Here is a 21,471-nt window from a genome sequence, read left to right on the forward strand (position 1 = left end):
GGTGAAGGACACTCCTTCCGTGACCACCACGGGACGCGCGGAGCGGATCGCTTCGCGGACCCGGGACGAGAACTGGAAGAAGGCTCCGCGTCGCATCGAGACGTCGGAGTGCATCACCTGCGACACCTGCCTGCGGAGCTGCCCGTCCGAGTTCGGGGCGGTCTTCGACGACGGACTGAACGTCGTCATCGTGCCCGAGCTCTGCTCGGGCTGCCCCGTGTGCGTGATGGTCTGCCCCGTCGACTGCATCTACGTGGACGAGGACTGGACCGCGACCGAGGCCCGCATGTGGGAGCACATCGACCTGACCGCGGGAGGTACGGCATGACCTTCCCCACCGAGCGGGACGGCACCCTCCCCCGCCGGGCGGCGCTCGCGAAGGCGCGGCAGAGCCGGCGGCCGAGCCGGCGCGGCCGCGCGGCCGGGGCCGCGGACGAACCCGACTACAAGGTGCCGGAGGACGCCGGGTTCCCGGCGCTGCTGCGGCAGACGTGGCAGCGGGCGGTCGACGCCCCCGACCTGGCCACGGCCGTCGACACCCTCCTCACGCTCGCCGGGCACGTCCCGGCGGACATCCAGCTGCGGGCGCTGCCCGTGGCGGACGAGACCGCGCTGAAGGTGCTCGTCGGCCGGTCGTGGCGGGACGACGCCCGGGCCGCCGAGCGGTCCGAGGGCGCGGCGACCGCGTTCCTCGGCGAGATCGGTCTCGACAAGAGCGGCCGGCTGGTCGTCCGGGTCCCGTCGAAGGGCCCGCTGAGCGGCGAGGCCGAGCTGGTCGACGGCGTCCTGCGGGTGCCGTGGACCGCCGAGGACCTCGCGGACTACCAGGTCGAGCTGGCCCTGGCCGACGACCGGTGGCACGCCTCGGTCGCCGACTGCCGCCAGTACCTGCTCGCGGCGGGCTCGGACGGCCGCCGCGAGCTGCTCGACAACCTCACGGAGGCGGCCCTGCGGACCGCTCCGTTCATCCTGTACGCGGGTGAGCGGCAGTACACCAACTTCCGCGACCGCAACACGCTGACGGGCAAGACGCTGCGGCCGGGGCACCCCGACTGCGCGCTGAGCACGCTGGCGGCGGTCCCGCTGGAGCTGTGGTCGGACAGCGACGTGCTGCTGGTCGTCTGCCTGACGCTCCTCGTCCGCTCGTCCGGCTACGGCCGGATCGAGGAGGCCAACGGGACGCAGCTCACGCTCGACCACGTGGCGCTCCTCTTCGAGCGGACGCGGACCGCGTACAACGCGGCCGACACCACGCTGCCCCCGGTGCCGGCCCCGGCCTCGCACGGGGTGGCCGCGCTCGGCGGGCTCGCCGACGCGCTGGCCGCCCGGCGGCGGGAGCTGATGGGGAGGGTCCGGCTCTACCGGGAGATCTACGGCCCGCTCATGCACAAGATCGAGCGGGTCGCCGGGCCCGTCAAGGACGACGCGGAGCAGTTGGAGGCCGCGCTGTGCGCCCGGGTGCGGGAGCGGCTGCCGCTCTCCGGTTCCACGCTGGCCGAGCTGACCGCGGAGCTCGCGGCGGCGCCCGGCTGGCTGGCCGAGCCGCACGGGGAGTTCGGCTCGGGCCTGGAGTCCCTGGTGTACGAGACCGTGCGGGCGGCGACGGCGGTGTTCGACGCCGACTTCGCGATGAGCCGCGGGATGCGTTCGCTGCCGGCGCTGATCGAGGCGCTGCGCGCGGAGGAGTTCCCGAAGATCGCCGCGTGGGAGATCCCGCACTTCTTCTGCTGCGTCGTGCCGTCGCCGGAGTCCCGGCGGCTGTTCGGCGGCTCCGTGTCGCACCTGGCGGACACCGCGTGGGCCATCTCCTCGCGGATGCAGTACAACTCGTGGCACTTCCTCGTCGGGAACCTGCCGAAGGTGCCCGAGATCGCGGCCCGGGACCACTTCGTGCCGCCGGCGATCCCGGACATCGCGTACTACTCCGACCAGCACCACAACGGCCACGTCGCGGCCAAGGTGCGGTTCACCGTGCGCAGTCCGCAGGCGGTGGAGGTGCTGGGCCGGACGTTCAACGGGTTCATGGACCTGCGGCTGCTGCGCTGCGAGGGGCTGCCGTTCGACGAGCAGGACCTGCTCGCGGCGGACCGGGTGTCCGCGTTCATCGCGCGGGCGACGAGCCTGGCGGCCGCGATGGTGGCGGACGGCGCGCACATCGAGGTCGCGTCGTTCGACTCGCAGTGGCACTGGGACATGATCGCCGCCTAGCGCGGAGGCACCGGCAACCACGTGGGGCCCCTGGCGAAAGCCAGGGGCCCCACGTGGTTGCGGCGTCCGGGAGGTCAGACCGTCGCCGGCTCGGCGGAACGGGTGTGGACCGCGCGGTAGCTGTTCCAGTCGATGCTGGTGATCAGGGAGTACTGCTTGCTCTGGAAGGCGCTGCGGGCGGCGGACCAGTCGGCCTCGGCCTGGTTGCGGTGGGCGTCGTAGGCCGCCTTGTCGGCCCACTGGGAGTAGACGATGACGAAGTCGTTGTCGGTGCCGACGGTCGCCAGGGTGCCCTCGCCGCCGTCCAGGTTGCGGGAGCGGATGCCGCGCAGCACGCTCTGCGAGCGGTAGCCGGGGACGTCCACCAGCCAGTCGTGGGTGGTGCCGTAGGCCTTGACCAGGGCGGCCTGCTGGGCGGGCTTCACGCCGAGGATCTCGACGACGGTGTAGTCGTCGCGCTCCGGGGAGACCTCGGTGGCGTCACCGAGCTCGGGGTGGCGCTGGGTGAACTCCACCTCGTTCTGCATGAGGCGCACGTAGGTGGTGATCTCGCGGAAGACCGGAACGGTGTGGTGCTTGAACTCGCTGTCGTTGTAGCGGGACTCCAGGTCGTCCATGCCGCGCCACTGGATGAAGTTGAGGGTGCCCGGGTTCTGCTCGCCGCGGTGCACGGTGCTGGAGATCCAGCCCGGGTAGGCGGCGACGTCGACGATCTTCTTCATCTCCGTGACGAGCGTGTCCACGCGGTCGCGGGAGTCGGTCTTGAACAGGTTGAGGACGGTCAGGTGCCCGGCCTCGGGGCTGATGATCGGCATGGTGGCTCCTTGGATAAGAAGGGCGGACGCCCCGCGGCGCGGGGCGTCGAGGTGTCCTAGCGGGCGTCGCCGGGCGCGCCGAACCAGCGGTTCAGGGCGTCCGTGAGGCCGGCGGCCCCGTCGGTGGCGATCCAGGCGGTGTAGCCGTCGGGGCGGACGAGGACGGCGTCGACGTCCGCGAGCGCGCCCTCGGGGCGGGCGGCCGCGGTGACGACGTCGACCCGGTCGCTCCACGGACCGGCCGCGGCGGCGGTGGCGGCGTCGCCGTCCAGGACGAACAGGACGGCGCGCCCGCCGTGCAGGGCCTGGTAGGCGGTCGCCCCGCCGGCCGGGCCGGTGAGGGCGAAGTCCGGCAGGCGGCGGCCGAGCAGCGGGTGCTCGCCGGCGCCGGCGTCGTACGTGATGTCGAGGCCGGTGACCATGCCGACGAGGTGCTTGCGGACGTCGTCGTACGCGAGGAGCTCGGCGAAGACGGCCCGCATCGGGTCCATCTCGGGGCCGCCGAGGTACAGGCTGCGCTGGGTGAGCGTGTTGGCCAGGATGCGGGCCGCGACGGTGTGCCGCTCGGTGTGGTACGTGTCGAGCAGGCCCTCCGGGGCGGTGCCCTTGATCTCGGCGGCGAGCTTCCAGCCGAGGTTGACGGCGTCGCCGAGGCCCGCGCTGATGCCCTGCGCGCCGATCGGCATGTGGGTGTGCGCCGCGTCGCCGGCGAGGAAGACCCGGCCCTTGCGGTACTGGGCGGCCTGGCGGCTGGAGTCGGTGAAGTAGCTGAGCCACACGGGCTTGCCGGTGCTGATGTCGTCGCCGGTGACGCGCTTGAAGGCGTCGGCCACCTGCTCGAAGGTGGGCGGCTCGGTGGTCGGGCGGACGCCCGCGCCGCGCTCGAAGACCACGACGCGCGTGGTGTTGGGGCCGACGGGGAGGACGACGACCATGCCCGCGTCGCCGAGCTCGCCGGTGGGGCGGAGCCGCACCTGGACGTCGGTGACGTCGGCCATCAGCATCTCGAGGGTGGCCTCGTGGCCGGGGAAGTCGATGCCGGCGAGCTTGCGGACGGCGCTGCGGCCGCCGTCGGCGCCGACCGCGTAACGGGCGCGCAGGGTGCGCGGTCCGTCCGGGGTGTCGGCGGTGATCTCGACGCCGTCGGCGCCCCCGGTCACCCCGGTGACCTCCCAGCCGCGGCGGATGTCCGCGCCGAGGCCGGCCGACCACTTGTGGATGATCGCCTCGGTGAGGGCCTGCGGCACGCCGCGGACGCCGAAGTTGCCGCCGGGTATGACGGTGTAGTCGAGCGGCATGCCGCCGAAGTGGCCGATCGGGATGACGCCCATGTCGCCGAACGCGCCGAGGAGTCCGCGCTGGTCGAACTCCTCCATGGTCCTGGCGGAGAAGCCGAGTGCGCGCGACTGGCGCATCGGCTCGGTGAGCCGCTCCAGTACGACGGCGTCGACGCCCGCGAGCCGCAGTTCGCCCGCGAGCATGAGCCCGGTGGGGCCGGCCCCCACGATGATGACGTCCGTGTCAAAGTCCTGCGCTGTCACTGTCTTTCCCTGCCTTCCATGCGTGTCCGTACTTCCCGTGTGTTCTTCGGATCCGGTGGTCGAGGTTGCTCGCCCTCGCCGTCAGGTGGGCGCGGACCGGGTCGAGGCCGATCAGTTCGGAGAGCACCGTGCGCAGCGGCTCGATCCCGGGGCCGTCGAGCATCAGCTGCTCCTGGGCCGCGACGTGCTGGAGCACCCGTGCGCCGACGGGGTGCCGGGTGTGGTGGTAGGTGTCGAGGGTCTCGGGCGCGGCGCCGTCGTGGACGGCGGCGGCGAGCCGGGGTCCCAGGTCGGCGGCGTCCTGGAGCCCGGTGTTGAGGGCCTGGCCGCCGACGGGCGGGTGCCAGTGGGCGGCGTCGCCGGCGAGGAGGATCCGGCCGTGGCGGTAGGTGTCGGCCTGTCCCTTGGCGTTGTCGAAGGCGTCGAGCCAGACGGGGGTGCCGGTGGAGATGTCCTCTCCGGTCACCTGCCGCCAGGCGTGGACGACCTCGTCGAAGGCCGGTGGTCCGGAGCGCGCGGCGGGCCGCGTGCCGAACGCGTGGACCATGACGCGGGTGACGCCGTCGCGGGTCATGGCGACCGCGAAGCCGCCGGGGAGGCGTTCGAACCGGCGGTCGCGGACGGTCAGGCCCGTGACGTCGGCCCGGAGGAGTTCCTTGGTCGCCGGTGCGGAGGTGGCGGGGATGCCGGCGAGGCGACGGACGGTGCTGTGGGAGCCGTCGCAGCCCACCACGTACGCGGCGCGGAGGGTCAGGGGCCCGTCGGGGCCGTCGACCGTGCAGCGGACGTGGTCGGACTCCTCGGTGAGCGCGGTGAGTTCGTGGGCGCGGAGGACGGTCGCGCCGAGCTCCGCCGCGCGCTCGCCCAGGGCGGCCTCGGTGCGGTACTGGGGCACCTTCCAGTTGCCCCCGTACGCGCTGTCGACCGGGGTGAGCGCGAACCCGAGCCCGCCGAAGTGGGTGCGCGGCTCGTGCGCGGCCCCGGCGAGCAGCGCGTCGAAGCCGCGCTCGTGGAGGATTTCGGCGGTGCGCGTGCTGAGCTGGCTGGCCCGCGACTCGGTCATCGGCCGGGCCAGCCGCTCCACGACGACCGTCTCGACCCGGGCCCGCCTCAGTTCGCAGGCCAGCAGGAGCCCGACGGGGCCCGCGCCGACGACGACGACCCGCGCGTCCGCCCGGGGCGGTCTCACTGCGCCGTGCGCCCGCCGCCGACACCCTCGGCGTACGCCTTGGCGAGGCGCAGGGTGGCGAGGCTGTTGCCGCTCAGCGCGGTCTGGACGTACTCCCGCGCGGTCTGGACGGTGACGCCCTCGCCGAGCACGGTGGTGATGTTGTCGGTGTTGATCCGCACGGTGTGGCGCGAGGTCACGGTGACGCCGCCGCCGGGGCGGTCCTCGATGAGCCAGCGGCCGGTGTGCAGGGTCATGAGCGCGGGCAGGACGATCTGCTTGTACACGATGGTCGTGGCGCTCTTGCAGACGCGGACGGACTTGGTGGTGTGGGTGGAGCCGTCCTTGGTGCGGGTGTCCATCTCCAGGATCTGGAGGCCGGGCTCGTCCTCGTCGAGGGTGACCCGGGCGACGTGCGGGAGGCGCTCGCGCCAGAACTGGGCGTCGTTGAGGAACTCGTAGACGTCCTTGCCGCTGCCCTCGACGGTGACGGTGTCGTCGAAGACGAGGAGGTCGTCGGGGCCGGCGGCCTCGGCGCTCGCCTTGAGGGCCTGGAGTTCCGAGGCGCTGTTGCGGTCGACGGCCCGGCTGATCCAGTCGAGGTCGGCCGGGTCGTCGGTGGCCGCGTGGAAGTCGTGCAGCAGGCGGACCCGGCAGGAGTCGGCGGTGAGGGGCTCGACGATCCAGGCGCCGCCCATGCCGCCGACGGGGTGCTGCGAGCGCTCCTGGCGGAAGGTCACGCTCCGGCCGGCCGCGTCGTGGACGCGGCGGGAGGTCCAGGTCTTGGCGGTGCCGTTGGCGGTGGCCCAGAGCCGGATGAGCTCGTCGTCGCCGTCGCGCTCGACGACCTCGGCGTGCACGGTCGGGGGGAAGGTCTCCGGCCACCGGGTGACGTCCGCGATCAGTGCGTACACCAGTTCGGCGGGGGCGGAGACGGTGATCTCGTGTTCCGTTTCACGTACCGCGTTCTCGGTCACGTTTCTTCTCCTCTCGGTAAGGGGCCTCTAGCGGGCGTCGCCGAACCAGCGGCGCAGGGCTGCCCGGAGCTCGCCGCCGTCGGGGGCGGTCCAGGCGATGTAGCCGTCGGGGCGGACGAGGACCGATTCGGTCGGCGCGCCGGCCTCCTCGGGTCCCGCGGGGAAGCCCGTCACCCGGACCACGTCGACGCGGTCGGACCAGCCGGCGGCGGTCTCCGCCGCCGCGCCGGTGGCGTCGGCGGTGATGAGGACGCCGCGGGCGGTGTGCAGCAGCCGGGCGGTCCGGTCGTGCCCGCCGTCGGCGAGCTCCAGTTCGCGGTCGGCGAGGCGGGTGCCGAGCAGCGGGTGCGCCGCGTCCTCGGCTCCGCTCGCGTACCGGATGTCGAAGCCGCTGACCATGCCGGACAGGTGCCGGGCCACCGGCCGGAGCGCGATGAGCTCGGCCATGACGGACCGCATCGGCTCGACCGACTTGCCCGTGAGGTTGAGCGTCCCCTGGGCGAGGGTGTTGCGCAGGAGCCGGACGCCCACCGGGTGGCGTTCGGCGTGGTACGTGTCGAGCAGGCCGTCGGGGGCGGTGCCCCGGACGGTCGCGGCCAGCTTCCAGCCGAGGTTGAAGGCGTCCTGCACGCCGACGCTCAGCCCCTGCCCGCCGGCCGGCAGGTGGATGTGGGCGGCGTCGCCGGCCAGCAGCACCCGGCCGCGCCGGTACTCGGTGGCCTGGCGGGTGGCATCGGTGAAGGCGCTCACCCAGCGGGTCTCGCCGTGGTGGATGGAGTCGCCGGTCAGGCGCTGCCAGGCGTCCGCGACCTGGGGGAAGGTGACCTCGCGGCCGCGGTCGGGCGAGGCGCCGTTCTCGCAGACGATGATGCGGGTGTAGCCCTCTTCGAGCGGGGCGGCCATGACCATGCCGTTGGGGCGCAGTTCGCCGATCATGCGGGGTTTGATGTCGCAGCCGCGCACGTCGGCCAGGTACATCTCGCGGGTGGCGTCGGAGCCGGCGAACTCGAAGCCCGCCCGGCGCCGGACGGTGCTCCGTCCGCCGTCGCAGCCCACCAGGTAGCGGGCGGTGTGCTCCTCGGGTCCCTCCGGTCCCCGCACGGTGACGGTGACGCCGTCCCCGTCCTCGGTGAAGCCGGTGAACTCGTAGCCGCGGCGCAGGTCGGCGCCGAGCTCGACGGCCCGGTTCTCGAGCATCTCCTCGATCTTGTACTGGGGTGCGCCGCGCACGCCGAAGTGCGAGCCCTCGAGCACTCCGTAGTCGATGGGGAGGCCGCCGAAGTGGCCCTGCCGGGTGACCTCGATGTTCTCCAGGCGTTCGAGGATCCCGCGCTGGTGGAACATCTCGGTGGCGCGTGCGGTGAAGCCGATGCCGCGCGACTCCCAGCTCCGCTCCCCCCGCTGTTCGAAGACGACGACGTCGGCGCCGCCGAGGCGGAGTTCGGCCGCGAGCGTCAGTCCCGCGGGCCCCGCACCGATCACGATCACATCGGTATCCATGTTTTCCTGTCCTGAGCCTCGACCTCTGGGGATGGGGGAAGCGGCGGTGCGCGGAATCAGACCGCGATCGCCTCGATGACGGAGATCGGCGCGCTGGTGGGGACGGCGCGGGTGACCTGGAAGCCGGCCTTCGCGAACAGCTCGGTGTACTCGGCGAGCGTGCGGTCCTGGGCGCCCAGCATCAGCATCAGCCAGAGGTCGATGGTGTGGCCGAGGTGGTTCTCGTTGTTCTCGGGGAGCACGTACTCGATGACGAGGAGCTTGCCGCCGGGGGCGATCGCCTCGCGCGCGTTGCGCAGGGCGGTCACGGCGTCCTCCTCGGAGAAGTCGTGGATGATGTGCTTGAAGACGTAGGCGTCGGCGCCCGACGGCAGCTTGTCGAGGTAGCCGCCGTGCTCGATGGTGAAGCGGTCGGCGACGCCGGCCTCCTCGAAGAGCGCCTGCGAGTCGACGGTGGCGACCTCGGAGTCGTACAGCACGCCCTTGACGTCCGGGGCCTGCTGGAGGATGCCCGCCAGGAGGTTGCCACGGCCGGCGATGACGTCGACGACGGTGCCGAACTGGGTGAAGTCGTAGGCGTCCAGGATGGGGCCGGTCTCCGAGAGGGAGAGGCCGCCGAAGGCCTGGAAGAAGACGTTGGCGTACTCGGGGGTGGCGTGGAAGAAGTCGAGCGCGCCCATGCCGCGGAGCTTCGGGAGGTTGGGCTCGCCGGTCTCGACGGTGGTGGCGAGGTGGCCCCACTCCTCGTGCAGGAGCGGGTGGCTCATCAGGACGGCGAAGCCGCGCATCGAGTCCGGGGCGTCCTCGCGGAGCTTGTCGGAGAGCGGGGTGTTCTCGTAGCGGCCGTCGGAGCCGACCGCGAAGACGCCGTGGCCGGCGAGCGCGCGCAGGATGCGGTGGGTCGCCTTGGCGTCGGCGCCGACGCGCCCGGCGATGTCGCCGGCGGACAGCGGCCCGTCGGCGAGGACGTCCGCGACACCGAGCTTGGCCGCGACGGAAAGGGCCTGGGTAATGACGGCGCCCTGGATCAGGTTGAGCAGGGCGTACGAGTCGGACTGGTCGCGGACCTCGGTCTTTTCGGACATGACTTTCCTTCCGGAGCGCCTTTTTCGTGGATTTCCAGACGATAGGTCGGCGCTTCTCGGACCCGCAACCAGACACTTTTGAAATTGTTGACTCGAACGTTCAACCGGTGAATCGGTGCGGTTGAACGGAGAGCGACCTCCACCGCTCCTCGACCGGGATTCCGGCCCTGCTTGCCAGATTGTCACGGCCCCACATACATCCCGATAAGGAGCAGGCGGAATGGCCGACAACGGACAGCAGGTAGCGCTGATCACCGGCGGAACGAGCGGCATCGGCCTGGCCGTCGCGGAGAATCTCGCGGGCCAGGGGCACAGGGTCTTCGTCTGCGCGCGGAACGAGGAGAACGTCCGGGAGACGGTCGCCAAGCTCCGGGCCGCCGGTCACGACGCCGACGGCCTGGCCGCCGACGTCCGCAAGCCCGCCGACGTCGACCGCCTGGTCGGCGAGGTCGTCGAGCGGTACGGCCGGATCGACATCCTGGTCAACAACGCCGGCCGCAGCGGCGGCGGCGAGACCGCGGAGATAGCGGACGAGCTCTGGTACGACGTCATCGACACCAACCTGAACAGCGTCTTCCTGATGACGCGCGCGGTCCTGAAGAAGGGTGACCCGGTCGGGCGCGGCTGGGGTCGCATCATCAACATCGCCTCCACGGGCGGTAAGCAGGGTGTCGTCCTGGGCGCCCCCTACTCGGCGTCCAAGCACGGTGTCATCGGATTCACCAAGGCGCTCGGCCTGGAGCTCGCGAAGACCGGTGTCACGGTCAACGCCGTCTGCCCCGGCTACGTCGAGACGCCGATGGCGCAGCGGGTCCGCCAGGGCTACGCCGCGCACTTCGAGACCTCCGAGGCGGCGATCCTGGAGCGCTTCGAGGCGAAGATCCCGCTGGGCCGCTACTCCACCGCCGAGGAGGTGGCCGGCCTCGTCTCGTACCTCGTCTCCGACGCGGCGGCCCCCGTCACCGCGCAGGCCATGAACGTCTGCGGCGGCCTCGGCAACTACTGATCGCGCCGACGGACACGAGCACGGACACATCGAGGAGCCGACGTTGCCGCACACCACCCCGACCCCGGTCGACTTCTGGTTCGACCCGACCTGCCCCTGGGCGTGGCTGACCTCCCGCTGGATCCACGAGGTCGCGCGGCACCGGCCCCTCGACGTCCGCTGGCACATCATGAGCCTGACGGTGCTCAACGAGGGGCGCCCCGACCTGCCCGAGCGCTGGCACCGGGACCTGGCGCTGCGCATGGAGCCGGTCCGGGTCCTGGCCGCCGCCGAGAAGGAGTACGGCCCCGAGGTCCTCGGCCCGCTGTACACCGAGCTCGGCACGCTGTTCCACCTGGGGAAGGCGCCCAAGGAGCGGGCCACCTACGCGGCGGCGCTGGCCGCCGCCGGCCTGGACCCGGCCCTCGCCGAAGCGGCCGGGTCCGACGCGTACGACGCCGCGGTGCGGGCTTCGCACCAGGACGGCATCGGCCGCGTCGGCACCGATGTCGGGACCCCCGTCGTCGCGGTGGGGGACGTGGCGTTCTTCGGTCCCGTGGTGACGCCGACCCCGCGCGGCGAGGCCGCCGTGCGGCTCTGGGACGGTGTGCTCGCGGTGGCGGGGACCGACGGGTTCTTCGAGCTCAAGCGCACCCGTACCCGCGATCCGATCTTCTCCTGAGAGCACCGCGAGCCGTGTCGTCAGCGTCGGGCCCCCACGAGGGGAGCGGTCCAGTTGTCGCTCAGCCATGCCTCCAGGGAGACCAGGTCCGGCCTGATGCGGCGGAGTTCGGGCAGGTCGGCGTGGTAGCCGTCGCGCTCGAACCAGTCGAACATGTTGGCGAGGTCCTCGCGGTGGGCGCGCAGCGGCTCGATGGGCAGCTGCTGGTAGCGGGTCGGCACCCCGGACGCGGCCTCGAACGCCGCGGCCATCTGCGGTCCCGTCAGGTCCTCGCCGGCGATCTCGACCACCCGGCCGAGCCAGGCCTCCGGGTTCTCGAAGGCCTCCCCGGCGAAGACGCCGATGTCGCTGGTCGCGATGAGCTGCACGGACGTCTCCGGGTCCAGCCACATGGACAGGACGAGCTCGCCCTCCACCGGGCGCGGCGCGATGTCGAGGAGGATGTCGTGGAACATGACCGGCCGCAGCACCGTCGTCGGCAGGTCGAGCGTCCGCAGGTACTCCTCGACCTCCAGCTTGCTCTCGAAGTGCGGGACCCGGGTGTCCCGGTCCGCGCCGCCGACCGAGCTGTAGACGAAGTGCTTCACGCCGGCCAGGACCGCCGCGTCGGCGACCGCCTTGCCCTGCCGCACCTCCGCCTCGCAGCCGCCGGGGCCGCGGAAGGTCTGGACGCTGAAGACGCCGTCGACGCCCTCCATCGCCGCGAGCAGCGACGCCGGGTCGTCCAGATCGCCCCGGACGAGGACGGCGCCCGCCTGCGCCAGAGCCCGCGCCTCCTCCTTGCCCGGGTCGCGGACCAGGGCGTGCACGGTGGCGCCGCGCCGCAGGAGTTCGCGGGCCACCGCCCCGCCCTGCCGGCCCGTACCGCCGAGCACGAGGATCGTTCCTTCAACCGCCACTGTCTTCCTCCGTGTGTGTCGCCCGCCGGGTCCCCGCCCGGCGTGACGTTCCGATGGGGTGGCCGCGAGCGGCCGCGATCCCGCGCGGGATCAGGCCGCCGACATGACCTTCAGCTGGAGCAGCGAGTTCACGAACTCGACCAGGTCCCCGGCGGTGTTGACGAGGCCGATCTCGTCCTCGTTGAGCTCGATGCCGAAGTCCCGCTCGATCCGGCTGTACGTCTCCAGGAGCGCGAGGGAGTCGTAGCCCAGCTCGTCGAAGGGGCTGTCGGGGGCCTGGTCGAGCGGCAGCGCGTCCTCGGCCTCGCCCGCGCACTGGCGCATGATGGTCTGGAGGTCGCCGATCGTTATCTGCAGCACAGTCGTTCCTCTTTCTCTGTGGGTGACTCTCGGTCGGAGCCGCGCCGCGCTACCACGGCACGGTTCCGTCGTCCGCAAGGCACGCGCCCGACGGGCCGGCCTCGTCGAGCAGGGCGAGCCGGACCGCGATCCCCGCTCCTTCGGTGGGTGTGCGGTGGCCGCGGTGATGGTTGATGTCCGTCGCCACCACTCCTGGGAGGGCGGCGTTGACCTTGATCGGGGTCCCGCGCAGCGCCTTCGCGTAGGCGACCGTCAGCGCGTTCAGCGCGGTCTTCGAGGACTGGTAGGCGATCATGTCGAGGCCCGCGAGCGGCGAGCCCGGGTTCGCGTTCAGGGTCAGCGAGCCCACGTGGCTGGACAGGTTGACGACGCGGCCGGCCTCGGAGCGGCGCAGCAGCGGCAGCAGCGCGCCGGTCACCGTGACCACGCCGAAGACGTTGGTCTCGTAGACCTCCCGCAGGTCGGCCGCGGTGGCCTCGTCGGCCGTGCCGGTGAAGCCGCCGGCGATCCCGGCGTTGTTCACCAGGATGTCGAGGCGGCCGTACCGCCGCTCGATCTCGGCGGCGGCCTCGGCGACGGAGGCCGGGTCCGTGACGTCGAGGCGGATGGGCACCGCGGTGACGCCGTCGGCGACGAGGGCGTCCGCGGCCTCCTTGCCGCGGACCTCGTCGCGGGCGCCGACGAGGACGGTGACGCCCTGCTCGCCGAGCTGCCGCGCGACGGCGAACCCGATGCCCTTGTTGGCGCCCGTGATGAGCGCGATCTTCCCGTCCGGCACGTCATTTCCTTTCCTGAGGGGCGTTCCACGTGAGGCGCGCCGAATTGCTCATGCATTGACGTTAGTAAGAGGCAAAAGCCGGGAGCACCTCCGACATTGCCATTCAGCTCCGGCGTTCAAGCGTTCAACATCGGCGTTCAAGCACGCCTATTCCTCGGTTGAACGCCGCATCCGCGTGCCCGCATTCAATTCATTGCAGTCGAACACGGCGCTGAGTAGCTTCACCATGGCCAACCATTGCCACTGCGCAGAGGGTCTTAATGATGAAAACAACCGATGTCATCGTGGTGGGTGCCGGGCCCGTCGGCCTGTTCCTCGCCGGAGAACTGAGGCTGGGCGGCGCGGACGTGGTCGTCTACGACAAGCTGCCGGAGCCGAGCGGGGAATCCCGGGCCCTCGGCTTCAACCGGCGGGCCGCCGAGACCCTGGGGCAGCGCGGTGTGCTCTCCCGGCTCGGCGAGTTCCGGTGGGGTCCGATGGGGCACTTCGGCGGCGTCCGCTTCGACCTCGGCATGCTCGACGAGGACCACAGCGGCGTCCTCGGCCTGTCCCAGGCCAGGACCGAGGACGCGCTGGGCGGCTGGCTGGACGAGCTCGGCGTCCCGGTGCGCCGCGGCCGCGAGGTGACCGGCCTCCGCGAGACCGCCGAGGGCGTCGTCGTCGCGTACGACGGTCCCGGGGGCCCCGGCGAGGAGACCGCCGGCTACGTGGTCGGCTGCGACGGCGCGGGCAGCACCGTGCGCGCCCTCGCCGGCATCGCGGCGCCCGGCTGGGAGGCCACCCGCGGCATGTACACCGCGGAGATCACCGGTGTCGCCCTGCGGCCCCGGCCGATCGGCGAGCGGCTGCCCGGCGGCTGCATGGTGGTGTGCACCCCGGTGGGTCCCGGCCGCCTCAGGATCGTCGTCCACGACCCGTCCCTGCCCGCCCGCCCGACGCCGGGCGCGCTGACGTTCGCCGAGGTCGCCGCCGCCTGGCGGCGGCTGACCGGCGAGTCCATCGACGACGCCGAGCCCCAGTGGCTGTGGGCGACCGGCAACTCCGCGGCGAACGCGGCGGAGTACCGGCGCGGCCGGGTGCTCCTGGCCGGCGACGCGGCGCACGAGATCCCGCCGCTGGCCGCCTGGGGGCTGAGCGCCGGCCTCCAGGACGCCGCGAACCTCGGCTGGAAGCTGGCCGCGACGGTCAGGGGCACCGCCCCCGAGGGCCTGCTCGACACCTACCACGCCGAACGCCACCCGGTCGGCGCCGAGTTGATCCGCAACGCGCGGGCCGCGCAGAAGGTCTACCTCGGCGACGACGCCATGGACCCGATCCGCGAGGTCATGGGCGAGCTGCTCGCCCACAAGGACGCGGCGGAGCAGGTCGCCGGCATCGTGAGCGGCCTCGGCATCCGGTACGCGTGCGGCGAGGGCACCCACCCGCTGCTCGGCCTGCGGCTTCCGCCGCACCGCGAACTCGCCCTGGCGGACGGCACCCGCGCCCGGGTCGCCGACCTGCTGCGCGCCGGGCGCGGCCTGCTGATCACCACGGACGGCGGCACGGCGGCCGAGCAGGCGGAGGGTCTGGCCGACCGGGTCGACGTCGTCGCCGGCACCTGGATCACCGAGCCGGACGCCGGCGCGGGCACCGACGCCGTCGCCTCGCTCGACGCGGTCCTGGTCCGCCCCGACGGCTACGTCGCCTGGACCTCCCCCGGCGGCGCCGACGGCCTCGCCGAGGCGCTCGGCCGCTGGTTCGGCACCGCCCGCGTCCCCCAGACCGCCGGCCGTTGACCGGCCCCCTCGACCCAAGGAGCTTCCGTATGCCCAGGGACACAGCCCGGGATGTCATCGTCGTCGGCGCCGGGCCCGTCGGGCTGATGCTGGCGGGCGAACTCGGCCTGCGCGGCGTGGACGTCGTCGTCTACGAGCGGCTGCTCGCCCCGGCGCGCGAGTCGCGCGGCGCGAGCTTCACCCGGCGCACCGCCGAGTGCTTCGACCAGCGGGGCCTGCTCGGCGGGCTCGGCGCGACCGAGCCCGCCGACAGCCACTTCGGCGGGGTGCCGATCGACCTCTCCGCGCTGGCCGAGGACCACTACGGGCACCGGGGCGTGTCCCAGTTCCGCACCGAGCGGATGCTGGAGGAGTGGGTGACCGGGCTCGGCGTGCCGATCCTGCGCGGCTACGAGGTGACCGGTTTCGAGGAGGACGGCGACGGCGTCGTCGTGGCCCTCGACGGCCCCGAGGGCTCCGCCGAGGCCGCCGCCGCGTACCTCGTCGGTTGCGACGGCGGGCGGAGCTCCGTCCGCAAGCTGGCGGGCATCGACTTCCCCGGCACGCCCGGCGGGCGCGGCTTCCTCACCGCCGACGTCACCGGCATCGAGACCCGCAAGCGGCGCATCGGCGAGAACCTGCCGGGCGGCAGCATGATCATGGCGATGGACCTGGAGAACGGCGTCACCCGCGTCGTCGTCCACGAGGCCGGGACGCCGCCGCGCGACCGCGACTCCCTCACGTTCACCGACCTCGCCGACGCCTGGCAGCGCCTCACCGGCGAGTCCCTGCACCACGGCGAGTGCCGCTGGATCAGCTGCTTCACGGACGCCTCCCGGGCCGCCGCCGCGTACCGCAGCGGCCGGGTGTTCCTCGCCGGCGACTCCGCGCACATCCAGCCCCCGGCCATGGCGCAGGGGCTCAGCGTCGGCGTGCAGGACGCGGTCAACCTCGGCTGGAAGCTGGCCGCGACGGTCAAGGGCACCGCCCCCGAGGGCCTGCTCGACACCTACCACGCCGAACGCCACCCGGTCGGCGAGCAGTTGGCGCGCAACGCCCGCGCGGCGATCGAACTGCGGCTCACCGGCGAGGACATGGACCCGGTCCGCTCGATCATGACCGAGCTGGTCTCCCACCCGGACGCCGCCGAGCACCTGGCCGGCATGCTGAGCAACCTCGGCGTCCGCTACGACCTGGGCAAGGGCGACCACCCGCTGCTGGGCCTGCGCATGCCGCCCGGCCGCGAGGTCGACCTGCCCGACGGCACCCGCGCCCGGGTCGCCGACCTGCTGCGCACCGGGCGAGGCCTGCTGATCACCACGGACGGCGGCACGGCGGCCGAGCAGGCGGAGGACCTGGCCGACCGGGTCGACGTCGTCGCCGGCACCTGGGCCGCCGCCCCGGAGGCCGCGCTCGACGCGGTCCTGGTCCGCCCCGACGGCCACGTCGCCTGGACCTCCCCCGGCAGCGTCGACGACCTCACCGAGGCCCTCGCCCGCTGGTTCGGCACCGGCGGGCGGTCCTCGTCGCGGGCCTAGTCCAGCCGCACTCGACCGGGGTTCCGGGACGCCCGGTCAGACTGCCGAAGCCTGCCTCGGCGCCGACCCGTCGGCGCCGGGCGGGCCCTACGACACCGTATGCATCATTCATCAAGGAGCTGGTGGAATGGCCGGGAGCGAACGGGATCAGGCGAGCGGAAAGCCCCACGTGGTCATCGTCGGGGGTGGTATCGCGGGCCTTGCGGCAGCGTTCTACCTGCGGAACGAACCGGTCCGGGTGACGCTCCTGGAGGGCTCGGACCGGATCGGCGGCAAGCTCAAGGTCTCCGACGTGGCCGGGGTGCCGGTCGACGAGGCCGCCGAGTCGCTGTACGCCAACCGCCGCAAGACCACCGGCCTGATCAAGGAGGCCGGACTCGGCGAGCGGATCATGTCGGCGGGCGTCACCGCGTCGGCGATCCTCACCAAGGACGGCATACGGCACCAGCCGGACCGTCAGTTCATGGGCGTGCCGTGCGACATGGACGACCTGGCCCGGTCCGGCGTGCTGTCCGCCGCCGGGCTCGACCGGGCCCGCCAGGACCTGGCGCTGCCCTCCTTCGACCGCGAGGGCGACGTCTCGGTCGCCTCGTACGTCGGCGGGCGCCTCGGCCAGGAGGTCGTGGACCGCCTCGTCGACCCGTTCCTCGCCGGCGTGTTCTCCGGCCGCGCCGAGGACCTGTCGTTCGAGGCGACCCTGACGCCGCTGGCGATGGCGGCCCGCAACCACGTCTCCCTGGCGGACGCGGCGGGCTCGCTGACGCCGGTGCTCGCGGAGGGCGAGAAGCCGCCGCCGGTGAGCGTCGCCACCCTGGAGGGCGGCTTCGGCTCGCTGCCGCCCACGCTGGTCCGCGAGGTGCTGGCCGCCGCGCCGGACGCGTCCCTGCGCACCGGGGCGTCCGTGCGGGAGCTCACCCGGACCGCCGACGGCTGGCGGCTGGCCGTGGGCCCGGTCACGGACCCCGAGTACCTCGACGCCGACGCCGTCGTCGTCGCCGTGCCGGCCGGCCCCGCGGGCCGTCTGCTCTCCGGCGTCCCCGGCGCCTCCGCGGCGGTCTCCGCGCTCTCCGAGGTCCCGTACTCCAGCGTGGCGACGGTGACGCTCGCCTACCCGCGCGCGGCGTTCACCGGCGGCGGCCTCCACGGCCGCGGCTACGCCGCCTACCGGGTGCCGGCGACGGAGGGGAAGCTCGTCAAGGAGGTCACCTTCACCACCGTGAAGTGGCCGCACCTGGCCGGCGAGGTGGAGATCGTCCGCTGCGCCCTCGGCCGGTTCGGCGAGGACCACCTGCTGCGGCGCGACGACGCCGACCTGGTCGCGGTGGCGGCGGCCGAGCTCGCCGAGGCCATCGGCGTGACCGGCCCGCCGGTGGCGAGCCGGGTGAGCCGCTGGGACGACGCCCTGCCGCAGTACACGGTCGGGCACCTGGACCGGGTGAAGCGGATCCGCGAGTCGGTGGCGACCCAGCCCGGCCTCGCGGTGTGCGGCGCGCTGTACGACGGCGTGGGCGTCGGCGTCTGCATGGCCACCGCCCGCAAGGCCGCCGACCAGGTCCTCGGCTTCCTGAAGAAGGAGGCCGCCGGGCGCGCGGTCGCGGTCGGCGTCTGAACCGGCCTTTCCTCACCGACGGCGACGAGAAGGGGCCGTGCCCGATCGGGCACGGCCCCTTCTCGTCGTTCCGGGAGCGGGGGTCAGCGGTCCAGGACGGCCGCGAACACCTCGGTCAGGACCTGCTCCGGGTCCTCTGCGGCGTCCGTGGAGCGGTAGGCGACGTGTCCGTCCGGGCGGACCAGGAGCGCGCCGGCGCCGGTGATCTGCCGGACGGCCGCCCACCCGCCGTCGACGTCCTCGTAGTCGCCGCCCTCGCCGATGCGGGCCGTGACGACCGGGACGGAGTACTTCTCCGCCACGCGCTCGGCGGCCTCCGCCCACGGGGTCCCCTCGGGGCCGGTGATCAGCACGTAGCCGCTGGTGCCGGTGAGGTCGATCGTGGAGAGGAGCTCGCCGTCCCGGCTGATCCAGGCGTGCGGCACCCGGTGGCCGGGGCGGGACGTCGGCACGTGCACGTTCCGCATCGGGACCCGGACCGGCCGCTCGGTGCCGTCGGGGACGAGCGCGCCCTCCTCGTAGCCGAAGCCCACCTCCATGTCGAGCGACTGGCAGCCGCCCCGGTGGGTGTGGAAGATCTCCAGCGCCCGCGCCCGCACGGTGTCGCCGTTCGGGGACGGGTCGAAGTAGGCCTCCAGGCGCTGCCCGCGACGGCCGGCCGGGATGTTGTGGCCGGCGCCGATGGCGTCGATGACCACCTGGTGGTGGCTCGCGGCGGACACGGCCCAGTCGACGTTCTCGCGGCCCACGGGGCGGCGCTCGGCCTCGTAGGTGTCGATCAGGCTGTCCGGCGAGCCGCCGTTGACGACCGCGGCCAGCTTCCACGCCAGGTTGTGGGCGTCCTGGATGCCGGTGTTGAGGCCGAGTCCGACGGCCGGCGGCTGGCGGTGCGCGGCGTCGCCGGCGATCAGCACGCGGCCGACGCGGTAGCGGTCGGCGAGGTGGGCGTGCACGATCCAGTCGGTGACCTTGTGGACCTCGATCTCCAGCTCCGGCAGGCGCAGCAGCTCGCGGATGCGCGGGATGACGGTCTCGGCGTCCCAGCGTCCGGGCGGGCCGGGCGCGAAGTGCAGGCCCCACTGCTCGCAGGCCTTGCCCCAGCTCGGTCCCATCTCGATGAGGTTGCTGGAGAGGTCGGGGTCCTCCGGGCTGAGGAAGTGGGTGATGAGCGTGCCCTCCTCCCACCACTCGGACAGGTCGGCGGAGAAGTACGCGGTGGTGGTGTTGACGAGTCCGGGCGGGCCGTCCAGCGTGATGCCGACCTCGGGGCCCACGAAGCGGCCGCCGTCGGCGCCTATCAGGTACTGCGCCTTGACGGTGGTGACCTCGCCGGTCTCGACGTTCCGCACCTCGGCGCGGACGTGGTCGCCCTCGTCGGAGAAGGTGGTCAGTTCGTGGTGGAAGAGGATCCGGCCGGGGCTGCGCTCCTCCGCGTGGCGGCGCAGGATCGGCTCCAGCCACATCTGCGGCAGCTTCGCCGGCAGGACGGGGCCGACCTCCTCGTAGCTCTCGCGCAGTTCGCCGCCGCCGAAGGCGTCCATCTCGTGGATCAGGCGGCGGTCCATGGGACCGTCGCCCGCGAGCGTGGTCTGCCAGCGCACCTTGCCGAACATCTCCAGCGGTGCCGCCTCGGCGAGCACGTCGTCGGCGATGCCGTGCTGACGGAAGATCTCCATCGTGCGCTGGTTGAGATAGTGCGCCTTCGGAATCCTCGACGTGTCCGGGTGCCGTTCCACCAGCAGATGGTCGACGCCCTGGTCGGCCAGGAAGACGGAGGCGGACAGACCGCATCCGCCACCGCCCACGATCAGGACCGGAACCTCGATTGTCCCCATGTTCGCCCTTCCAGAAATATCGACGGATGCATTGCCGTCGCAGCCTGGCAAAGGGCTCTTCAGATCCGGTCAAGAACGGCTGGACCGGGCCGGCCCGTACGACCGCCGGCCGGTCACGGGGGTGACCGGCCGGCGGCGGGGTGGCGCGGTCGCGCGGGTCAGCCGAGCCAGACCCCGTCGCGCATGAGGCCGCGGCCCGCCAGCTCGTTGGCCTCCCGCCACGCCTGGGTGCGCTGCGGGCGGATGCGGAAGTACTGGTAGGGCTGGTCGAGTTCGCGCGGGTCGAAGCCGGTCTTGGCCGCGAAGGCGTCGCCGGCCTCCTGGCCGAGCGCGGCGACGTCGACCGGCTCGGCGACGCCGTCGACGATCACGACGTCGCGCGTCGGGCCGAGGCCGAGGCGCACCCGGCCGTCGGCGAGGAGGTTGCGGCCGGTGATCGAGGCGCGGGGGGTGGAGATCAGGAACGCGGTGCCGTCCCAGAGGTACGAGAGGGGGATGAGGTGGACCCCGCCCTCGGCGCCGGACGTGGCGACCCACAGGTCGACGTCGTTCTCCAGCCTGGCGCGGGTGTCCTTGAGCCGCTCCTCCAGTCCGCGCGGTGGCACGTCGGTCATGCTTCCTCCATCGATGTCACGGAGCCTCCCCGTGCGGGGAGGGCTCGTTCGGTTGTCGGTCCGGCCCGGTGGGCAGCGTGGCCGCCACGGCCGCCAGCGCCCTGACGGCCGCGCGCACACTGATCATGTCGTGTGACCGGTGCGCGACGAAGCGGACATGGCCGTTCGGCAGCGGAAGGACGCGAACTCCGTGTTCGGCGAGGCGCGTTGCGCAGTCGTCGGCGGCGAGTCCGGCGAGTCGGGCCATGACCATGTTCGTCGGTCGCGGCGGGCGCATCACCTCGGCGCCGGGCACCGAGGCGAGCCCGTCGGCGAGGGCGGCGGCCTTCTCGTGGTCGGCGGCGAGCTCGGGCAGGCGCCCGAGGGCCACCAGGGCGGGTGCCGCGACGACGCCCGCCTGGTGCAGGGAGCCGCCGAGCCAGGTGCGCGCCTCCCGTGCGTGCGCGAGGTAGGCGCGCGTTCCGCAGAGGAGTCCGCCGACGGGGCCGCCGAGCCCCTTGGAGACGGAGAAGGACACGCTGTCGGCGGGGCCGGCGAGTGCGGCGGGCGGGACGCCGAGCGCCACGGCCGCGTTGGCGAGGCGGGCGCCGTCGAGGTGGAAGTGCGCGCCGTACCGGTGGGCGAGGTCGGCGACGGAGCGGGTCGCGGCGGCGTCGAGGGCGTTGCCCGAGCGCATCATGCTGGTGTTCTCCAGGCACACCACGGTCGGCCGTCCTTCCGCGCCCGCGGCGAGCAGCGCGGTCAGGGCGTCCGGGTCGGGAAGCCCGTCGGGGCGCTGTGGCACCGCCACGAGCTCGACTCCGCCGAAGCGGCGCAGCCCGTCCGCTTCGAGGAACGCCATGTGGGTGTCGGCGCCGGCGATCACCCGGGGCGGCGGCGAGCCGGGCGGGCCGGCCGCGGCGAGCGGGGCGACGAGGTTCGCCATCGTGCCGCTGGGCATGAGCAGCGCGGCCTCGGTGCCGAGGAGTCCGGCGACCGTCTCCTCCAGGAGGGCGACGGTGGGGTCGTCGCCGTACACGTCGTCGCCGACCCTGGCCCCGGCCATCGCCGCGCGCATCCGGGCGTCGGGGAGGGTGCGGGTGTCGCTGCGGAAGTCGAGCCGCGGCGGGGTGGCGGTCGCCAT

19 protein-coding genes are annotated in these 21,471 nt (G+C 73.2%); 7 read left to right on the plus strand and 12 right to left on the minus strand.

Translation table 11 applies throughout. The features are described 5' to 3' along the window. Positions 1-19 precede the first annotated feature (19 nt). Both ACIQFX_RS12240 and ACIQFX_RS12245 read left to right on the plus strand, forming a co-directional pair. Positions 20-328 (plus strand): 4Fe-4S dicluster-binding protein, encoded by a 309-nt coding sequence (locus ACIQFX_RS12240; protein WP_402461371.1) that lies wholly within the window; start codon positions 20-22, stop codon positions 326-328. Further along, a complete protein-coding gene (locus ACIQFX_RS12245) occupies positions 325-2,208 on the plus strand; it encodes a hypothetical protein (RefSeq protein ID WP_402461373.1) in 1,884 nt (627 codons plus the stop codon). Before ACIQFX_RS12240 ends, ACIQFX_RS12245 begins: the two co-directional genes overlap by 4 nt. A 74-nt stretch (positions 2,209-2,282) precedes the next feature. Here ACIQFX_RS12245 and ACIQFX_RS12250 read toward each other — a convergent pair whose 3' ends face one another. The 6 genes from ACIQFX_RS12250 to ACIQFX_RS12275 are packed head-to-tail and all read right to left on the minus strand — an operon-like array spanning position 2,283 to position 9,294. Beyond that, a complete protein-coding gene (locus tag ACIQFX_RS12250) occupies positions 2,283-3,023 on the minus strand; it encodes an antibiotic biosynthesis monooxygenase family protein (RefSeq protein ID WP_402461375.1) in 741 nt (246 codons plus the stop codon). Positions 3,024-3,079: 56 nt separating this feature from the next. Beyond that, positions 3,080-4,564, minus strand: a complete 1,485-nt coding sequence (locus tag ACIQFX_RS12255) for an FAD-dependent monooxygenase (protein ID WP_402461376.1) — start codon at positions 4,562-4,564, stop codon at positions 3,080-3,082. Beyond that, positions 4,545-5,753 carry an FAD-dependent monooxygenase gene (locus tag ACIQFX_RS12260; protein ID WP_402461378.1) on the minus strand — a complete coding sequence of 403 codons (1,209 nt, stop codon included), beginning with the start codon at positions 5,751-5,753 and terminating at the stop codon, positions 4,545-4,547. The genes ACIQFX_RS12255 and ACIQFX_RS12260 overlap by 20 nt, the downstream gene beginning before the upstream one ends. Beyond that, positions 5,750-6,709 (minus strand): aromatase/cyclase, encoded by a 960-nt coding sequence (locus ACIQFX_RS12265; RefSeq protein WP_402461380.1) that lies wholly within the window; start codon positions 6,707-6,709, stop codon positions 5,750-5,752. The genes ACIQFX_RS12260 and ACIQFX_RS12265 overlap by 4 nt, the downstream gene beginning before the upstream one ends. 27 nt (positions 6,710-6,736) lie before the next feature. Next, entirely contained in the window at positions 6,737-8,209 is a 1,473-nt protein-coding gene (locus tag ACIQFX_RS12270; RefSeq protein ID WP_402461381.1) for an FAD-dependent monooxygenase, read from the minus strand. 56 nt (positions 8,210-8,265) lie between these two features. Beyond that, positions 8,266-9,294 carry a methyltransferase gene (locus ACIQFX_RS12275; protein WP_402461383.1) on the minus strand — a complete coding sequence of 343 codons (1,029 nt, stop codon included), beginning with the start codon at positions 9,292-9,294 and terminating at the stop codon, positions 8,266-8,268. Between the two features lie 220 nt (positions 9,295-9,514). Between ACIQFX_RS12275 and fabG the strand changes: the two genes are divergently transcribed. Together fabG and ACIQFX_RS12285 are read left to right on the plus strand one after the other, a co-directional pair. Then, complete coding sequence (gene fabG / locus ACIQFX_RS12280; protein ID WP_402461385.1) at positions 9,515-10,300, plus strand: 3-oxoacyl-ACP reductase FabG; 786 nt, start codon at positions 9,515-9,517, stop codon at positions 10,298-10,300. A gap of 43 nt (positions 10,301-10,343) precedes the next feature. Continuing rightward, a complete protein-coding gene (locus ACIQFX_RS12285; protein ID WP_402461387.1) occupies positions 10,344-10,961 on the plus strand; it encodes a DsbA family protein in 618 nt (205 codons plus the stop codon). Between the two features lie 20 nt (positions 10,962-10,981). Here the strand turns inward: ACIQFX_RS12285 and ACIQFX_RS12290 are convergent, their stop codons facing one another. The 3 genes from ACIQFX_RS12290 to ACIQFX_RS12300 all read right to left on the minus strand — a co-directional run bounded on the left by ACIQFX_RS12290 (position 10,982) and on the right by ACIQFX_RS12300 (position 12,998). Further along, positions 10,982-11,860 carry an NmrA/HSCARG family protein gene (locus ACIQFX_RS12290; protein WP_402461388.1) on the minus strand — a complete coding sequence of 293 codons (879 nt, stop codon included), beginning with the start codon at positions 11,858-11,860 and terminating at the stop codon, positions 10,982-10,984. A 90-nt stretch (positions 11,861-11,950) separates the two neighbouring features. Continuing rightward, entirely contained in the window at positions 11,951-12,220 is a 270-nt protein-coding gene (locus ACIQFX_RS12295; RefSeq protein WP_402461389.1) for an acyl carrier protein, read from the minus strand. 49 nt (positions 12,221-12,269) lie between these two features. After that, positions 12,270-12,998 (minus strand): SDR family oxidoreductase, encoded by a 729-nt coding sequence (locus tag ACIQFX_RS12300; protein WP_402461390.1) that lies wholly within the window; start codon positions 12,996-12,998, stop codon positions 12,270-12,272. A 263-nt stretch (positions 12,999-13,261) separates the two neighbouring features. Between ACIQFX_RS12300 and ACIQFX_RS12305 the strand changes: the two genes are divergently transcribed. The 3 genes from ACIQFX_RS12305 to hemG all read left to right on the plus strand — a co-directional run bounded on the left by ACIQFX_RS12305 (position 13,262) and on the right by hemG (position 17,899). Then, the gene (locus ACIQFX_RS12305) at positions 13,262-14,773 is read left to right on the plus strand and encodes an FAD-dependent monooxygenase (RefSeq protein WP_402461392.1); all 1,512 of its coding nucleotides are present in this window, start codon (positions 13,262-13,264) and stop codon (positions 14,771-14,773) included. Between the two features lie 29 nt (positions 14,774-14,802). Then, positions 14,803-16,290, plus strand: coding sequence for an FAD-dependent monooxygenase (locus ACIQFX_RS12310; RefSeq protein ID WP_402461394.1), 1,488 nt, complete (start codon positions 14,803-14,805; stop codon positions 16,288-16,290). A gap of 127 nt (positions 16,291-16,417) precedes the next feature. Next, complete coding sequence (hemG, locus tag ACIQFX_RS12315; protein ID WP_402461396.1) at positions 16,418-17,899, plus strand: protoporphyrinogen oxidase; 1,482 nt, start codon at positions 16,418-16,420, stop codon at positions 17,897-17,899. Positions 17,900-17,982: 83 nt separating this feature from the next. Here hemG and ACIQFX_RS12320 read toward each other — a convergent pair whose 3' ends face one another. From ACIQFX_RS12320 to ACIQFX_RS12330, 3 genes are all read right to left on the minus strand, one after another. Continuing rightward, positions 17,983-19,734 carry an FAD-dependent monooxygenase gene (locus ACIQFX_RS12320; protein WP_402461397.1) on the minus strand — a complete coding sequence of 584 codons (1,752 nt, stop codon included), beginning with the start codon at positions 19,732-19,734 and terminating at the stop codon, positions 17,983-17,985. Positions 19,735-19,892: 158 nt separating this feature from the next. Continuing rightward, positions 19,893-20,348: a pyridoxamine 5'-phosphate oxidase family protein gene (locus ACIQFX_RS12325; RefSeq protein ID WP_367827993.1), complete on the minus strand. Its 456-nt coding sequence runs from the start codon at positions 20,346-20,348 to the stop codon at positions 19,893-19,895. 16 nt (positions 20,349-20,364) lie between these two features. After that, the gene (locus ACIQFX_RS12330; protein WP_402461400.1) at positions 20,365-21,471 is read right to left on the minus strand and encodes a threonine aldolase family protein; all 1,107 of its coding nucleotides are present in this window, start codon (positions 21,469-21,471) and stop codon (positions 20,365-20,367) included.

It is taken from the genome of Streptomyces sp. NPDC093089, assembly GCF_044754405.1.
Taxonomy (GTDB): Bacteria; Actinomycetota; Actinomycetes; order Streptomycetales; family Streptomycetaceae; genus Streptomyces.

Bases quoted from the DNA above. Each gene is read 5' to 3' on its own strand.
- ACIQFX_RS12270 (WP_402461381.1), bottom strand. From the start codon at position 8,209: ATGGATACCGATGTGATCGTGATCGGTGCGGGGCCCGCGGGACTGACG.
- ACIQFX_RS12310 (WP_402461394.1), top strand. From the start codon at position 14,803: ATGCCCAGGGACACAGCCCGGGATGTCATCGTCGTCGGCGCCGGGCCC.
- fabG (WP_402461385.1), top strand. From the start codon at position 9,515: ATGGCCGACAACGGACAGCAGGTAGCGCTGATCACCGGCGGAACGAGC.
- ACIQFX_RS12250 (WP_402461375.1), bottom strand. From the start codon at position 3,023: ATGCCGATCATCAGCCCCGAGGCCGGGCACCTGACCGTCCTCAACCTG.
- ACIQFX_RS12305 (WP_402461392.1), top strand. From the start codon at position 13,262: ATGAAAACAACCGATGTCATCGTGGTGGGTGCCGGGCCCGTCGGCCTG.
- ACIQFX_RS12245 (WP_402461373.1), top strand. From the start codon at position 325: ATGACCTTCCCCACCGAGCGGGACGGCACCCTCCCCCGCCGGGCGGCG.
- ACIQFX_RS12330 (WP_402461400.1), bottom strand. From the start codon at position 21,471: ATGGCGACCGCCACCCCGCCGCGGCTCGACTTCCGCAGCGACACCCGC.
- ACIQFX_RS12320 (WP_402461397.1), bottom strand. From the start codon at position 19,734: ATGGGGACAATCGAGGTTCCGGTCCTGATCGTGGGCGGTGGCGGATGC.
- ACIQFX_RS12275 (WP_402461383.1), bottom strand. From the start codon at position 9,294: ATGTCCGAAAAGACCGAGGTCCGCGACCAGTCCGACTCGTACGCCCTG.
- ACIQFX_RS12325 (WP_367827993.1), bottom strand. From the start codon at position 20,348: ATGACCGACGTGCCACCGCGCGGACTGGAGGAGCGGCTCAAGGACACC.
- hemG (WP_402461396.1), top strand. From the start codon at position 16,418: ATGGCCGGGAGCGAACGGGATCAGGCGAGCGGAAAGCCCCACGTGGTC.